At 67.6% G+C, this 14,527-nt stretch carries 12 protein-coding genes; 6 read left to right on the top strand and 6 right to left on the bottom strand.

Features of this window, described 5'->3' with window-relative positions:
* Positions 1-38 precede the first annotated feature (38 nt).
* From POL25_RS02150 to POL25_RS02160, 3 genes are all read right to left on the bottom strand, one after another.
* Positions 39-2,468 carry a hypothetical protein gene (locus POL25_RS02150; protein ID WP_272084099.1) on the bottom strand — a complete coding sequence of 810 codons (2,430 nt, stop codon included), beginning with the start codon at positions 2,466-2,468 and terminating at the stop codon, positions 39-41.
* A 6-nt stretch (positions 2,469-2,474) separates the two neighbouring features.
* Positions 2,475-3,110 carry a peptidoglycan-binding domain-containing protein gene (locus POL25_RS02155; protein WP_272084100.1) on the bottom strand — a complete coding sequence of 212 codons (636 nt, stop codon included), beginning with the start codon at positions 3,108-3,110 and terminating at the stop codon, positions 2,475-2,477.
* A 493-nt stretch (positions 3,111-3,603) separates the two neighbouring features.
* Positions 3,604-4,035: an SPW repeat domain-containing protein gene (locus POL25_RS02160; protein ID WP_272084101.1), complete on the bottom strand. Its 432-nt coding sequence runs from the start codon at positions 4,033-4,035 to the stop codon at positions 3,604-3,606.
* Positions 4,036-4,363: 328 nt separating this feature from the next.
* On the opposite strand from POL25_RS02160, the gene POL25_RS02165 reads away from it, so the two are divergent.
* The 3 genes from POL25_RS02165 (at position 4,364) to POL25_RS02175 (ending at position 6,922) form a co-directional block, all read left to right on the top strand.
* Positions 4,364-4,798, top strand: coding sequence for a hypothetical protein (locus tag POL25_RS02165; RefSeq protein ID WP_272084102.1), 435 nt, complete (start codon positions 4,364-4,366; stop codon positions 4,796-4,798).
* A gap of 157 nt (positions 4,799-4,955) precedes the next feature.
* The gene (locus POL25_RS02170) at positions 4,956-6,164 is read left to right on the top strand and encodes a hypothetical protein (RefSeq protein WP_272084103.1); all 1,209 of its coding nucleotides are present in this window, start codon (positions 4,956-4,958) and stop codon (positions 6,162-6,164) included.
* Positions 6,161-6,922 (top strand): ferritin-like domain-containing protein, encoded by a 762-nt coding sequence (locus POL25_RS02175; RefSeq protein ID WP_272084104.1) that lies wholly within the window; start codon positions 6,161-6,163, stop codon positions 6,920-6,922. Before POL25_RS02170 ends, POL25_RS02175 begins: the two co-directional genes overlap by 4 nt.
* Positions 6,923-7,025: 103 nt before the next feature.
* On the opposite strand, the gene POL25_RS02180 is transcribed toward POL25_RS02175, so the two are convergent.
* Positions 7,026-7,859 (bottom strand): glycosyltransferase, encoded by an 834-nt coding sequence (locus tag POL25_RS02180; protein ID WP_272084105.1) that lies wholly within the window; start codon positions 7,857-7,859, stop codon positions 7,026-7,028.
* A gap of 275 nt (positions 7,860-8,134) precedes the next feature.
* Here POL25_RS02180 and POL25_RS02185 point away from each other — a divergent pair, with 275 nt between their 5' ends.
* The 3 genes from POL25_RS02185 (at position 8,135) to POL25_RS02195 (ending at position 11,738) form a co-directional block, all read left to right on the top strand.
* Positions 8,135-8,392: a DUF2795 domain-containing protein gene (locus POL25_RS02185; RefSeq protein WP_272084106.1), complete on the top strand. Its 258-nt coding sequence runs from the start codon at positions 8,135-8,137 to the stop codon at positions 8,390-8,392.
* A 39-nt stretch (positions 8,393-8,431) separates the two neighbouring features.
* The gene (locus POL25_RS02190) at positions 8,432-10,267 is read left to right on the top strand and encodes a glycosyltransferase (protein WP_272084107.1); all 1,836 of its coding nucleotides are present in this window, start codon (positions 8,432-8,434) and stop codon (positions 10,265-10,267) included.
* Between the two features lie 499 nt (positions 10,268-10,766).
* Positions 10,767-11,738: an IS110 family RNA-guided transposase gene (locus tag POL25_RS02195; RefSeq protein WP_272084108.1), complete on the top strand. Its 972-nt coding sequence runs from the start codon at positions 10,767-10,769 to the stop codon at positions 11,736-11,738.
* A 1,041-nt stretch (positions 11,739-12,779) separates the two neighbouring features.
* Here the strand turns inward: POL25_RS02195 and POL25_RS02200 are convergent.
* Together POL25_RS02200 and POL25_RS02205 are read right to left on the bottom strand one after the other, a co-directional pair.
* Positions 12,780-13,790 (bottom strand): hypothetical protein, encoded by a 1,011-nt coding sequence (locus tag POL25_RS02200; protein WP_272084109.1) that lies wholly within the window; start codon positions 13,788-13,790, stop codon positions 12,780-12,782.
* A 162-nt stretch (positions 13,791-13,952) separates the two neighbouring features.
* Complete coding sequence (locus POL25_RS02205; RefSeq protein WP_272084110.1) at positions 13,953-14,261, bottom strand: hypothetical protein; 309 nt, start codon at positions 14,259-14,261, stop codon at positions 13,953-13,955.
* Positions 14,262-14,527: the final 266 nt, after the last annotated feature.

The raw sequence follows: 14,527 nt of genomic DNA on the forward strand, positions 1-14,527 counted from the left end.
GCAGCCGATCGCGCGCCGCGCCGGCCCGTGTCGACGCCTCACCCTTTCACGGGATCCATGATTCCGGGGCAGCCTTGCTTGCAGCACATGCGCTCCTCGGTCATGGCCTTCATTTTCTCGATCGTACCCCGTGGGAACTTGAGGTCCGGCACACAGGACGCGCAGACCCATGTCCCGCAGGTTTTGCAGGCGTATGACTTCACGGGCGTGGGGGGTTTGACTCCGCTGCAAAGCGGGCACCCGACTGCAGCACCTGTGGCCTGGCGGGGCTTCTTCCCCGCATGGAGATCGCGGAGGGCCTGCTTTCCCTCGTCGCTCAGCAGATAGCAGTGGATCTCCGCGCAAACCAACAGCTCGTGCGCTCCGACCAGCTCCTGCAGCTTTCCGATGTCGTTGGCTGACTGGGGCACGACGCCCTCGATCTCCAGCTTGAACTCGCCGATCAAGCGCTGGCGAACGGGAGCCGGCAGGGCGAGGACCGCCCTCGTCAGGGCCGCGTACTCCTCCGTCTGGCCGGTGCGGCTCAGGTCGGCGTGGGTGCGGAGATTGTCGGGCTCGGGACCGTCCACGCCTCCTCCGCTGGACCATGCCTCGGCGTAGCCCACCTTCTCCCGCATATACGCCAGGAACCCTTCGTTGTGGGCGAGGCCCCATTTCCCCGCGATCGCGGTCTTGGCAGGGTCTTCCAGGTTCAAATCGCCCTTCAAGAACGGAGCGAAGAAGAAGATGATCCCCGTCCCGATCCGGGTGATCTGCGGGTTTGCATACCCGCCGCCCAGCGCGGGAGGGCCGGGAGTCAGGACGAGGCCGTGCTTCTCGTCGGCCAGCTCCTTCTCCAACATGGACGCGAACATCGTGCTGCCGGACTTCAGCGCATCGAACACGCAGGTGTTGAGAATCGTGTCCCCGATGTCGCGCAGGATCACCCGACGCGCAGCGCCCTTGCCCGCCCTGTCGAAGGCGCTCAGGAAGTTCTGCGCGTTCGATGTCATGTGCTGGAGCCCGAAGTACGCCAACATCTCGGCCTTCGCGCGGCCGGCCGGGGTCGCGAAGTTCTGGGTCCAGAAATCCACCCAGTCGCACTTCGGCTCCCACGTCTCGGCGAAGGCCTTGCCGTGGCTGGGGATGGCCAGCGCCGGAAACCACACCTCGCCCTCGCCGGCGCCCCCGATCTCGCGGATCTGGATGCCGTCCCACTCTGCGCCGTCGCGGAGCAAGATGCTGAGGATCTCGATCTGGTACCCGGCTTCGAACGTCTGGGCCCCGAACTTTTTCTGCACCCCCGCGATGATGTTCGAGCGAGACATCGCATGGATGGAGTTCGCTTCGAGCTTGTCTTTGCCGTTGACTCGCTGACTCTGGGTGGCCACGTAGTCCACCCCCGTCTTGACCGAGTAATACTTCGCGGCTGCGTTCGCGTCGTCCGCCTGATGCTGCATCAGCGTCTTGGCCGTGACGTCCCCCTCTACTTGCGGGAGCTTCTGATTGTCAGCCTCGTCGGGGCGCAGCTTCCATGTGTTGTCCTGGTCGGGCGACAGGTCGACCTTCGCAGGGGGGAAAGCAGTGATCGTGCTGCGCGAGGCCGTCGCCCACCTGGGCAGGGTCGCGGCCAGCCGCTTCGCATCGAACTTCTCGAACGCGCCGAGGTTCTTGCCGATCGCGCCTGATTTCGGCGAGTTATCGTCATAGTTGAACGGCATGACGATGAACGGCGGCTCCACGTCGACGGTGTTCTTGGTCCTGTCGGACGTCAGCGCGCGGCTGAGGATCACCGTCTTGGGCTTGGCGACGAAGGCGAACTTGTCCGGTTCGTTCGGGCGGCCCCCCTCCACCGAGTAGCACGGCAAGAACGTCTTCAGCAACGCCTTGTGCTGATCGTAGTCCAGCTGTTCCAGGACGGCGATCTTGACGGCTCCCCCCCCCGACGTGCCATCGTCGTGCTCCGGCTGCCAGGACGTCTGACCGTCCTTGCGCAGAAGATCGTAGTTCAGCCGATACAGCCCGAGCTTCCGCTCCTTGCCGCCGCGTTGGTACTTCGGATCCGAATTCCCCTCGGTCTCCCAGATCAACCAGTCCCGGTCCGTTTCATCGTTCTGTTGGATGTCGAAGATCGACACCATCTTCTTCGGGCTGGCTTCCGACGATGCGTTGTTCGACTGCCCCTGAGCATGCGGGGCGAGCCTCACCTCCACAGTGGGGGTGACGACGTACGAGGGGTCGTCCTCGCTGTCCCTGGGTACGACGAAACGGCCGCGAAATTGCGCGCCCGGACTCGGCGGATGATCCAACAAGAGCGTGTCGCCGCCCTTCGCCTGGACCTCCTCGAATTCGAAGGCACCTTCGGCGTTCACCGTCCCCGTCCCCGTCGCGCCCTTGACAGCCATTCCCTGGCGTTGGAGGGTCCAGCTCACCTCGTCCTTCTCGACCGTCGGCTCGTCTCTCTTCTTCAGGGTGAGCTTGAACTTCATGGCTTCCTATCTCCCGTAGACTTCCCGGAGCTTTAGACGGTTCGCGTCGTTGCATTCGCCAGTCGGCGGCATCCCCTGCTCTGCTTCGAACCGCGAGATCGCGGCTCGGAAGGCTTCGCTGACGGTCTCGTCCAGATCGCCGACCTCGTACCCGAGGTTCTGCAGGCGCTGCTTGAACCCCGTCACCTCGTCGATCGGATTCAGCCGCCCCAGCTCCAGCCGAAATTCCCGCCGCCTTTCCCCCTCGTCGACGCGAAGGGTGCCGAGCCCTGCGTTCGGCGGGATGGCGATGCTGATGCCGCCCTCGCCGTCGGTTTGGCCCGAGAGCGTGACCCCGTCGACCTCGAGCTCGAACTTCTTGTTCCGCAGCGGTTCGCCGTAACAGTTGACGACGATGTTCAGCCGCGCCGGCACGCCCCTGTAGCGGAACACATGGTTCGCGTCGGTCGGCTTGATCACGGTCTTGATCCGCTTGTCCGGAACGAACACGATGTCGCCGGGCATGAGGACGTTGATATCCTTGCGCCTGGCCCTCAGGTCGTCATTCTCCGGGTGGTTCCAGATCGTCTCCGGAAAGAAGCCGTGCTGAAATGCGATGCTGGAGATGCAATCTCCGGGTTCGACGCGATGACGGGTTGCCACGGTGCTCCTTTCAATCCCGGAAACGGCCCGCTATCCCTGGTCGATGCCGCCCCCAGCCTCCGCGTCCCGGGGTGACGAAAGTGTCCGGAGCGCGAGGCCGACGCTATCACAGCCAGGGACCTCGTCGATCGTCGCTTCGGACCCTCGCGGAGCGCTCGAAGATGCTCGCACGAGGATGGGGCCGAACCGCGCCTCGAGAGTGTTACCGCCCCTCGCGCCGGTGGTGAACCTCGGGCAAGCTCGGCAGGCTTGCGACGAGGCGCCTGCCGCGATCCTCGCCGTGGTCGTCGACCCACCGGGTCCTACGGACAGCTTCGATCAGCCCCACCCACCACATCGACTTCCGGATCGCCCGCGTTCCGGCGGCCCGCGCACGGCCTCGCGCCTTCGTCCGCGAGCGATCGGCCGCGAGCGTGCGCGGGCGATTGCGTCGGCGAGGCAATCGCCAGGCGGCCTCGCCTCCTCCGGCGCGGCCGCCTGGCCCGAAGGACCCCTACGCGGCGCGGCCGACGTTGCCGGCGCGGGACCCCGTGGCGGTCGCCTCGGTGCGAACCTGCCGGTCGCGGGCGTCGGCCTTGTCGACCTCGGCGCTCTTGTAGTCGGTCGTGGCCCACAGGCCGAATAGGACGATCCCGGTGCCGACGAAGAAGTCGCGCTCCGGGCTGGCGTTCTGGAAGCCGGCGAGCCACGGCAGGGCCACCAGCGCCAGCGCGGCGACCATCTCGATGCCGCCGTGGACCGGGAACGGGACCAGGCGCAGCACGCCCAGCGGATAGCGGGTCAGCAGCGACAGCGAGAGCAGCGCCCCGCCGACCACGTAGGCGCTGAGCATGGCGGCGTCGTCGTGGAAATCGAGCAAGCTCGGGGCGAGCAGGAACAGCGCCGCGAACAGGTAGTCGAGGACGCCATGGACACGCGGTGACACGAATCTCATCGGTATTCTCCCGGGTCTGGCCGGGACCGGCGATCGGCCCGCGGCTGGTTTCCGCCTATGCATAGAGACGACCGCCGCTCGGGCAAGCCGGGGCGCGCCGCGGCGGCCCGTGACGCGGTCGGTCGCGGGCAGGCTCGACGGGCCGGCTGCGCCGCCGACCGCCGCGACGATGGTTTGCGGATACGTCGGGGCCGGTGATGAATGACGTCAGCGAGCGCGGCGGTCTCCCGACCGGCGCGGGGCCGCGGACCTCGCCGGCGGCAGCGACAAGGGATTTGACCAGCCTGCGCGCCCGGAAACTCGCGCTAGCCTTGGCCTCGTGGCGAATGCAAAGACCCCGCGGGTATGCCCGCCCGAGCTGCACGGCGCGCTCGACACTGGCCTCGTCGTCGCCCTGGCGCTGGCTCCGGCGGCCTTCCCGCCCGGGACCCCGCGCGTGGCCACGACCGCCTGTTACCTGCTCATGCTCGGGCTGTGGCTGCTGTCCCAGCTCACCTGTTATCCGTTCGGCTCCGCCTGCGTCATCCGCTACAGCGTGCACGGGATCCTCGAGGTCGCGCTGGCGCCGATCCTCATCGCCCTGCCCTGGCTGCTCGGCTTCGCCGACTCGCCCGTGGCGCTCGCCGTATTCGTGGCGGCGGGCGTCGCCACTTTGCTGCTGGGGCTGTCGGCGTGGGGTCGCCGCGACGAGCGCGAGGCTCCGCACCAGCCGCCGATCGATCGCGGGGCGCGGCCGCCACATCAGGGTGTTTGAAGACCTTGCGCCAATGGAGGGGCGTTCGCGCCGCCACCGTCCCGCGATCGGTACATGCGTCGTCAAGGCCCCCTGGGTCGCCAAATTTGGTTTTCGTGTTGCTCCGATCCGCGACGCGCCTCAGAGAGGCGATTGCATCCACTGTCCAGGAGCTGGAATGAGCCTCGATATCTTCAAAGAGCGCGGTACGCCGCTCGATCGGCAATCCTTCACATGGAAGGACATGGTCGGCGAGCCCTACAGCAAGCTCGACGACGACGCCTTCACGCGCGTGCGTCAGATCTTGATGCACGGCGTGGAGCAGGAGTCCTGCCGCTTCAAGCACTTCGCGGCCCGCTTCAACCCCGAGCTGCGCCTGCCGCTCGCGCGCATCCGGCGGGTCGAGCACCACCAGGCGACGATGGTCAACTGGCTGATGCCGGGCGACCAGTCGACGCTCGAGACGACGATCGGCTTCGAGCAGGTGGCGATCGAGGTCACCGCCCACGTCGCCGCGGTCGAGCCCGATCCCTACATGGCCCAGATCTACCGCTTCGGCCTGCTCGAGGACTTCGATCACCTTTACCGCTACGCCGCCCTGATGGACCGCCTGTGCGGCAAGGACGCCAACAACATCCTTCAGAGCTACACCGACGTGATGCCCGGGCGGCCGACCTCGGTCGAGCACCGCGCGCCCGAGGACGACCTGCGCCTTCACTACCAGAAGACCCGGGCCGCGCCGCTGACGAAGATCCACGCGGCGCTGATCACCGGCTCGGAGTGGCAGACGCGGGACTACTACCTGACCGTCGGCCCGACCTTCGCCGACCCGATCGCCCGCCAGCTCTACGCCGAGATCGCCTCGATCGAGGAGCAGCACGTCACCCAGTACGAGGCGCTCAGCGATCCGAGCGAGACCTGGCTCGAGAAGTGGCTCGTGCAGGAGGCGACCGAGGTCTACGCCTACTGGAGCTGCTATTCGCAGGAGCAGAACCCGCGGATCAAGCTGATCTGGGAGCGCTTCCTCAGCTACGAGCTCGAGCACCTGCGGCTGGTCCGCGAGCTGATGCAGAAGCTCGAGAACCGCGATCCGGCGGAGCTGCTGCCGGCCGAGTTCCCGGACCCGCTGAGCTTCACCAGCCACCGCAAGTTCGTGCGCGAGACGCTGGCGGCCGAGGTCGACCTGCGGGCGCGCGGCTACGACATCGTCCCGATGGACCAGGACAGCCCGGCGTCGATCGCCTACCGGGCCCAGCTCAACGCGGGCGGCTCGCCGTCCGAGGCCGTGGCCGCCGGCTATCACTGGCGCCCCGGGACCGAGCTCACCGACCGGCGTGTGCGCGACGCAGCGTTCGCGCCGCTGAGCGGACAGGAGGCTGCACAATGAACAAGAACGACCGCCCCACCGACATCGGCATCAATCGCACCGGCATCGCCCTGTCGCCCCTGGACGGGCCGCTGACCGCGGAGGGCGCCAGCGCGGCCCCGCCGAGCTCGGCCGGCTCGTGGCAGGACGCGGCCATGGTCCGCCTCCGCTACGCCGCCGAGGCCAGCGAGTTCGGCCACATGCCGCCGCCGGCGACCCTGCGCGGCCTGGCCAAGACCGCCAAGGAGCTGCTCAAGGGCCACAAGGCCAACGTGCTGCTCGACAAGCTCGGCGAGCGGCTGGCGTTCGAGCGCACCGGCGTGCGCCTCTACGACGGCCTGATCGTCAAGTTCGAGGCCAACGGCTCGTGGGAGGGCGGCCCGACGCTCGAGGAGCTGGTCGCCTTCCGCAGCGACGAGGCCCGCCACTTCGAGCTGATGGTCCAGGCCCTGGTCAAGCTCGGCGCCGACCCGACTGCGATGACCCCCTCGGCCGACATCACGGCGGTCGAGAGCCTCGGCGTCCTGCAGGTCATCTCCGATCCCCGCACCGGCCTCGCCCACGCCCTGCACGCGCAGCAGATCGCCGAGCTGGCCGACGTCGCCGGCTGGGACCTGCTCGCGTCGCTCTCCGAGACCCTCGGTCACACCGAGCTGGCCGCCGAGTGCCGGCGGGCGCTCGCGCAGGAGAACCTGCACGCCGCCGCGGTCGCGCGCTGGCTCAAGGCCCACGCGGAGGTCGCGGCCCGCGGCGAGCTCGAGCAGGCCGTCGCCAGCTGATCCTCGCAACGTCGCCACGAAGGCCGCCCTGCCCGCTCGGGCCCGGGCGGCCTTCGTGTCTCATCGTCGCGCCGATGTCGTCGGCAATGCCAGCACCCCGCGCTCACGCCCTGCGCGTCGGCGCGATCGGCAGCACCCGCGGCGCGTCGACCTCGCGGTCGGGGATCGTCGTCGGCAGCTCGAGGTGATAGACGCCGCTCGGCATCAGCCCGCAGCCGCCGAAGCGGGCCATGACGCGCAGCTGGGCCAGCACGTCCTCCCCGCAGTGCTCGCGCGGCAGCTCGGTCCAGAACCCGAACCCGCCGACGGCGCGCAGCTTGGCCGCGTCGTAGAGCACGCAGCCGCCGACCCACGCGACCTTGTAACAGCGCGTGCGCTCGGGGGTCAGCGCCAGCGCGCGTTGCACGTGCCAGAGGTTGGCGGCGTTGTGAAGCTCGTGGCGCGACCACGCGGGGCCGCCGCACTCGACGAGCTCGGGCTCGACCGGCCCGTCCCACAGCTCGAAGCGCTGCTGGTGCGGGCGCAGGCAATCGATCCGGCTCAGGCCGATCACGGCGCTGCCGACGAAGCCGCAGCGCTCGCGCGCCAGGGCGGCGGTCATCTGTGCGACCACCCACGGCTCGAGCAGCAGGTCGTCGTCGAGGTAGAGCACCTGGTCCGCGCGGGCCTGGTCGAGCAAGAATTGCCGCTGCTCGGCGACGCCGCGCCGCGGCAAGTGACGGTGCAGCTCCACCGCGTGGCCGTGCGCCCGCAGCACCCGCATCACCGCGCGCACCTCGCCGTGCGCCTCCACCGGCACGTCCCCCTGATCCGACACGACGATCCGGAACGGGGCGCCGCCCGGCGCGATCAGGGTCTGCGCGCTCAAACTGGTCAAGGTGACGGCCAACGCGGCCGGACGACCGCACGTGGGGAGCAGCACATCGAGGTGGTTCATGACGAATGGGGGCAGCGCGGCGGCGCGAAGGCTTGCACACGTCGCCTCGACGACAAGCAAGGGCGACCGCCGCGGCGCCGTGATTCGTGCATCGGCAATGCGCACACCCTCGCCGCCCAGGGCCGCTCCCGGGCCGTGCGCGGCGGACGAACGACACCTTCCATTTCATTGCCACGATCCACGCGGTGACCCTGGCCACGCCATCGTAGGAGCGCCGGAGCGCCGGCTTGACCGCAAAAACGCCGGTGCTATCCGTTTAGCCCGCGAGACGCATCATGACCAAGACCCTGGCCTCCCCGATCGACCTGGCTCGTCACCTCCGCGGCATCGACTTCCCGGTCCAAAAAGAGGACCTGATCCAGCACGCCCGCGACAACAACGCCGACGAAGCCGTGCTGCGCGAGATGGAGGCGATGCCCGAGCAGGAGTTCCGCAGCATGAAGGACGTCACCCGGGCGATGGGCCACGCGGAGGACGAGCAAGACGAGGAGCAGCCCGGCGTCCGCCAGGACAGGACCCGCAGCGGGCGCTGACCGCCCGCGCCGACGCGCGCGCCGAACCATCGGAGGACCATGACGATCGCCGCCAGCGAGCCCGCCATCTCGGTGTTGATGCCGACCTTCGGCCACGCCCGCTTCGTGCCCGCCGCGCTCGCCAGCTTGCTGGCGCAGGAGCGAACCGACTGGGAGCTCGTCATCGTCGACGACGCCTCCCCCGACGACACCGCGGTGGTCGTCGCGCCCTACCTCGCCGACCGGCGGATCCGCTACGAGCGCTTGCCCGCCAACCTCGGCCTCGGCGCCGCGCTCAACGTCGCCAGCGACCTGGCCCGCGCGCCCCGGCTGGCCTACCTGCCCTCCGACGACCGCTACGACCCCGATCACCTCGGCTCGCTGGCGGCCCGGCTCGACGCCGACCCGGCGGCCGTGCTCGCCTATTCGGGCGTCCGCCATCACTACAACCGCCGCGCCGACGGGGCCGTCGACGGCCATTGTCTACAGTTGGTCCAGGTGATGCATCGGCGCACCGCCGCGCGCTGGCTGGAGCGCGCCGATCTGGTCACCGACGACCTCGGGCGCATGCTGTGGGACCGCCTGCTGCGCGACGGCCCCGCGGTGGCGACCGGGCGCGCCACCTGCGAATGGGTCGACCACCCGGGGCAATTGCACAAGCTCTTGCGCGAGCCGCTCGGAGGGCTCAACGCCTATCGCCAGCGCTTCGCCGTGCGCCACCCGCTCCGCTTTCACAGCAGCGTCGGCAACCCGATCGACGAGGTCGAGCACTACCGCCGCGCCCGCGAGCGGCCATCGACGCCGCGGGCGCGCGATGGCCTGACGATCCTGCTGGTCGGCGAGCTGGCCTACAACGCCGATCGCGTGCTCGCGCTCGAGGAGCGCGGGCACTCGCTGTACGGCCTGTGGATGAGCGATCCGCACTGGTACAACACCGTCGGGCCGCTGCCGTTCGGCCACGTGCGCGACCTGCCGCGCGACGACTGGCGGACGATGATCGCCGCGCTCCGGCCCGACGTGATCTACGCCCAGCTCAACTGGCAAGCGGTGCCGTTCGCCCGCGAGGTGCTGGCCGCCGACACCGGCGTGCCGTTCGTCTGGCACTTCAAGGAGGGGCCGTTCATCTGCCGCGAGCAGGGCAGCTGGGACGCGCTGATGCAGCTTCACACCCGCGCCGACGGCCTCGTGTATTCGAGCCCCGAGATGCGCGACTGGTTCGCCACGGTGTTGCCCGCCAGCGCCGCCGCCATCCCGTCGATCGTGCTCGACGGCGACCTGCCGCGGCGCGAATGGTTCGTCGAAACGACCACGCCGCGGCTGTCGCAGCGCGACGGGGCGATCCACACGGTCGTGCCCGGGCGGCCGATCGGCCTCCACCCGCGCCACATCGCCGAGCTGGCGGCGGAGGACGTGCACCTGCATTTTTACGGCGACTTCACCCACGGACAGTGGCGCGGCTGGATCGACCGCGCGCGCGCGGCGGCGCCGCGGCACCTGCACCTGCACCCGCACGTCGATCCGCGCCGGTGGGTCGAGGAGTTCTCGCGCTACGACGCCGGGTGGCTGCACTTCTTCGCCAGCCGCAACGGCGGCGACGTCGGCCGCGCCGACTGGGACGACCTCAACATCCCGGCCCGCGCCAGCACCCTCGCGGCCGCCGGGCTGCCGATGATCCAGCGCGACAACGACGGCGCCTGCGTGGCCACCCAAAACCTGGCCCGCCAGCTCGGTGTCGGCCTGTTCGCCCGCGACATGGCCGAGCTCGGGGCCCGGCTGCGCGACCGGCCCGGCATGGACGCGGTGCGCGAGCGGGTCTGGCAGCGGCGCGACGTCTTCACCTTCGATCACCACGCCGATCGCCTCGTGGAATTCTTCACCGCGGTCGCCCGCCGCTAGGAGCCTGCCTGAGAAACGCGCGGGCGAAGGCGCGGGGCCGTGGGGATCTGGTTGACGGCGGGCTCGGAGCGGCGGAGCGGGTCCCTTGTATGTTCCTCGCACGAGGTGAGCCCGACGCGGCGAAGCCTCCAGAACTTCGGGGAGGCCGAGGGTCCCTGGGGCTTCGAGCCCGGTAGCGAGTGTGGTCCCCCGAAGTTCGATCTCGATTTTTCTTGGATAATTGTGGGGCTGCGGACTCAAATCGGCCCCACCGCTGCCGGGTTCGTAAGCTGTCGTACCGCCGTTTCATCCTTCGCAGGGCGAGACTTCTCGGAGGACTTCGAGAGGCCGTGGGTCCCTGGGGCAGCGAGCCCGCGCGTGAGACGAGGCCCCGAAGTTCGAGTTTGACCTCAAGAGCCCGGACAACTGCATGAGCGTCAGCCAGCTCGAATCCTACAAGGGTGGGCGGTAGGTCAAGCGAAGCAACGAGCAGGACAGCCACGGAAGGGAAGAACGACACATGAAGCGCGTGTACTTCATCGGGATCGATGTCGGGAAGGACAGGTTGGACGTCGCCGTCAAGGCGGTGGACCCGAGCCAAGCCTCGCAGCCGACGAAGCGAGCTCACCAGGCATGGGCGTCGGCCAACAACGAAGCAGGGATCGAGGCGCTGATCGAGCGCCTCCAGCAGCTCGATCCCGTCCTCATCGTGCTCGAGGCGAGTGGAGGCTACGAGCGGCGTGCGTACCTCGCGATGCGACAGGCAGGCCTTCGCGCTGCGTTGGTGCAGCCCAACCATGCCCGGGCGTTTGCCCGTTCGATGGGGCTCCTGGCGAAGACCGACAAGATCGACGCCCTGATGCTGGCGTACTTCGCCGAGGTGCGACGACCCGAGCCGGCGATGTTGCCGACCGAGAACCAGAGCAAGATCGCGGACCTCCGAGGGGTGCGCAGCGACCTCGTCGACACCCGCACCGCCTACAACAACCGCCTGAAGACGGCGAGCGAGACGACCCGAAGGCACCTTCAGCCGCTCCTGGAGGAGCTGGAGAAGTCGATCGCCAGCGTCGAGGCCGAGCTCAAGCAAGCGGTCGAGGGCAACCCCGACGACGCCAAGCGAGCTGCGCTCCTGCGAACGGCGCCGGGGATCGGGCCGATCATCGCCGCCACGCTCGTCGGGGAGCTCCCGGAGCTCGGTCGCCTGGGCCGCCGCGAGATCAGTGCCCTCGTCGGCGTCGCTCCAATGAACCGCGACAGCGGCCGCCAGCACGGCAAGCGCTCCGTCAAGGGTGGCCGCAACGAAGTCCGCGACAAGCTTTACATGGGCGCTGTGAGCGCGGCGAAGTGGAATCCGCCGATCCGGGCGCTCTACGAGCGCCTCACGGCCGCCGGGAAGCTCTACAAGGTCGTCATCACCGCCTGCATGCGCAAGCTGATCGTCATCCTCAACGCTATGGTCGCTCATGACAGGCCCTGGTCGAATCCGACTTGACGCCGCAACACAACTGCTCGCTACGGCGGGGCCCTCCCAGGCGACGTGCTCGTCGCCCTCGACTACGAGAGACATCTGTCCTTAAGAACAGAAGTGTCTCGTGCACCACGGACGATGGCTCCTGCGCGCGGTTGCCTGCGGCCCGTCCCGCCTGCGTACCCGCAGAACGCCCCAAACCCGCCCCTGTCGTTTCCTGGCCCAATTCGGCGTTCTGCGGGGATTTCGGAACCGGACCGAACCGGACCGAGCCGGCTCTGTTTGCAAACCGAACGCAACCGCGCGCTCGCGGAAGAACCTGGTGACCGAGAACCTCCCGGTTACGCCCACTACGTCCGAGACCTGGTGTCAGGGCCACTGCGGGTCGACACTCCTTCGAGCGCCGGCCCTCGGCGTGCGCGGCGACCCGCGGGAACACGCGCGGCGAAACGTGTCCACGAAACGCGTCGGCAAAGCACGACGGCAAATTTTCGCCAATCGCTACCGGCGCCAACATATTAACCTGTCTCGAAGGGCAAAGGCAGTAGCCTCGGCCGTAGCGCATCTGACTCTCGCAGCGAACAGGAGCACGTCGCCGCGGCTCGCGCGCCTCCAACTCGGGCCGGCCGGCCAACTCCCGCTTGAGCCAGGCCAGGTGGTCCGCCCGTACCGCCTGGTGCAGTGGCACAGACGCCGTTGCCTCACCGCCGCCGCTGCAAGCCCGACGGTCGTGAGCGCCGGTGGTGGCATGGCACCGGTGGTCCCGTGCCTCCCGGCCGCTCGGGACCTCGCGGAGTCCTGACAGAACGTTTCACGCGGGTTGATACGAGTATCGACGACACGCACGTGCGGTGGGCTTCTTGATGAGAATGCAACTCGCTCGCAGCCGACTCGCCCGCCGATCTCGCAGCGGTGATCGACGAGCTCGCGCGGGCCGCCGCAGGGGTCCTGTGGGTCAGCGAGGCAGTGCCGTCAGGGCCGCGGCGCTGGTCGCCGCGGCGCTGGCGATGGACGTCTCCCTCGCAGCCAAAGCGTTCGACCCCGTTCCCCCCGGCGACACCGAGTTCAAGGCTTCGTCTGCTGGGAGCGCAACACAGCTAGTGTGTCCTTGAGCACCTGTTCCAAACTGGCCAGTGGTGCCTTGGGTGACGCACCAAAGTCTACAGAATGGCTTGCGAACAGCTTCGACAATTTTTCAAGCGATTGCTCAGGCGAATGATGCCGCACAAACATCGCGTCGGCCAGCGATTCGCATGCATTGGCAAGACGGGAATTATATCTGTACAACGACACCAGAATTTGAACCAAGAACACCAACATGAGCACGATGCCGACTCGCGTCGAAAGCGTTGTAATAAGGTATGTCTCCAAGCGACTCTCCGATTGAAACGCGGTGCTTTTCTGCAATTCAGCGAACCCTTCAATGAGCTTGTCAGCCTGAGCCTTTTGCGCCTCACACACGGATGCTGCGACGACCCACGGCCTATCGGCATACTCGTCACTAAGGAGCAGACCCTTCTTTTCATAATCACGCAACCCCTTAAAGGTCAGGCTGACCTTCTCCCTCTCCTTTTCCTGAAACGGCAAACCTGCCTGGAAAGCGGCATGAGATTCATTAAGCACAGAGGTTGCCTGCCGCATCCGTTTTTCGATCTCCGCGAGCGCCCCAAACGAGTCCGCCCGTACGAAGATCCAGATAGCGATGCCAATCGAAGAGACGATAGCAAGGAGTATGAACCAACTTTGCGTGCGAAGCCCCCTGGCACGGCGACGGAGATGGGCCGCCAAGAAAACCATTTCAGCCGAATGCTCGCCCGGCCAGGAAGGGGCAGGAAAGGCATACAAGCCCAAACTAATGCTCGCACTCATACCCACAATGAGACATGCGAACCCCGGGAGTATCTTGTCGGCCTCTATCAGACTCACCGTGAAGATGAGCGAGACCACACCGATACACCAGCATATCACGGCCGTAGCGAGCCTGGATTCGGACGATGCGGGCTGCGTGCCGGATGAAGGAACTGTCCAATGGGCCGCTATTTCTTCAGGATTAAAGCGGTGCTGTTGTTCAAGCATCGGAAGAGTGTACGCCGCTCCGAGGCTTCTTCGCATAGACTCGCATTTGCGGACTCTACGAAATTTAACCTTGTTCCCGAATGTGCCATGACCGCGCACAATCGCACGGCGCCGGCGCAAAGACGCGGGCGGCGTCGCTGAGTGCTCGCTCAGTGGGCCGAATTAGTCACCGGAAAGGCCGAGGGTTGATACTGAGGCGTGCCGGGGTGCTGATGGTGGAAGCGCAAGCCCGTTGATGATCGCGCCGACGCCGCGGTCGAGGGGCTCCTCAGGATCGGCAGCGACGTGCTGGATCTCGGCGAGCACGACCTTTGGGCCCACATCGATTGCCAAGGTCAACTGCGTAGGTGCGTCAGGGCAACGGGCGAACTCCGCACGGCGCGTGGTCAGCAACGAGTGCAGGGCCGTGCGCGTCGACAGGCTTGACGTGGAGGGCACATCAGTCTTGACGGGGATCAACGGCGCATCCATGACGGAGCTCGAGGGTGCTCTGCAATACCGGCCAGCACAGGGCTCGATTTCGAGTGTTCCGGCTCCCTCTCCGGTCCGATCGGGACCGGTGGTGTTGGCGTGGGGGGCGTGGAAGTCACCTGGAGCGCCGGCGTTCGCTAGCCCGCGCGAGGTGCTCGCCGGCGCAGCTCGGTGGACGGCCGAGCTACTCGGCCCGGCTCGAGTTCACCCTGGGCAACGAGGGGACCCAGAAAATCTCGCTGCAGGACCCGATGGTGCCCGAGGAT

Source organism: Nannocystis bainbridge, from assembly GCF_028368995.1.
Taxonomy (GTDB): domain Bacteria; phylum Myxococcota_A; class Polyangia; order Nannocystales; family Nannocystaceae; genus Nannocystis; species Nannocystis bainbridge.

What these genes read in the sequence shown, in the direction of transcription:
- POL25_RS02150 (WP_272084099.1), bottom strand. Translation starts at nt 2,468, where the DNA reads ATGAAGTTCAAGCTCACCCTGAAGAAGAGAGACGAGCCGACGGTCGAG.
- POL25_RS02170 (WP_272084103.1), top strand. Translation starts at nt 4,956, where the DNA reads ATGAGCCTCGATATCTTCAAAGAGCGCGGTACGCCGCTCGATCGGCAA.
- POL25_RS02175 (WP_272084104.1), top strand. Translation starts at nt 6,161, where the DNA reads ATGAACAAGAACGACCGCCCCACCGACATCGGCATCAATCGCACCGGC.
- POL25_RS02180 (WP_272084105.1), bottom strand. Translation starts at nt 7,859, where the DNA reads ATGAACCACCTCGATGTGCTGCTCCCCACGTGCGGTCGTCCGGCCGCG.
- POL25_RS02185 (WP_272084106.1), top strand. Translation starts at nt 8,135, where the DNA reads ATGACCAAGACCCTGGCCTCCCCGATCGACCTGGCTCGTCACCTCCGC.
- POL25_RS02190 (WP_272084107.1), top strand. Translation starts at nt 8,432, where the DNA reads ATGACGATCGCCGCCAGCGAGCCCGCCATCTCGGTGTTGATGCCGACC.
- POL25_RS02195 (WP_272084108.1), top strand. Translation starts at nt 10,767, where the DNA reads ATGAAGCGCGTGTACTTCATCGGGATCGATGTCGGGAAGGACAGGTTG.
- POL25_RS02200 (WP_272084109.1), bottom strand. Translation starts at nt 13,790, where the DNA reads ATGCTTGAACAACAGCACCGCTTTAATCCTGAAGAAATAGCGGCCCAT.
- POL25_RS02205 (WP_272084110.1), bottom strand. Translation starts at nt 14,261, where the DNA reads ATGGATGCGCCGTTGATCCCCGTCAAGACTGATGTGCCCTCCACGTCA.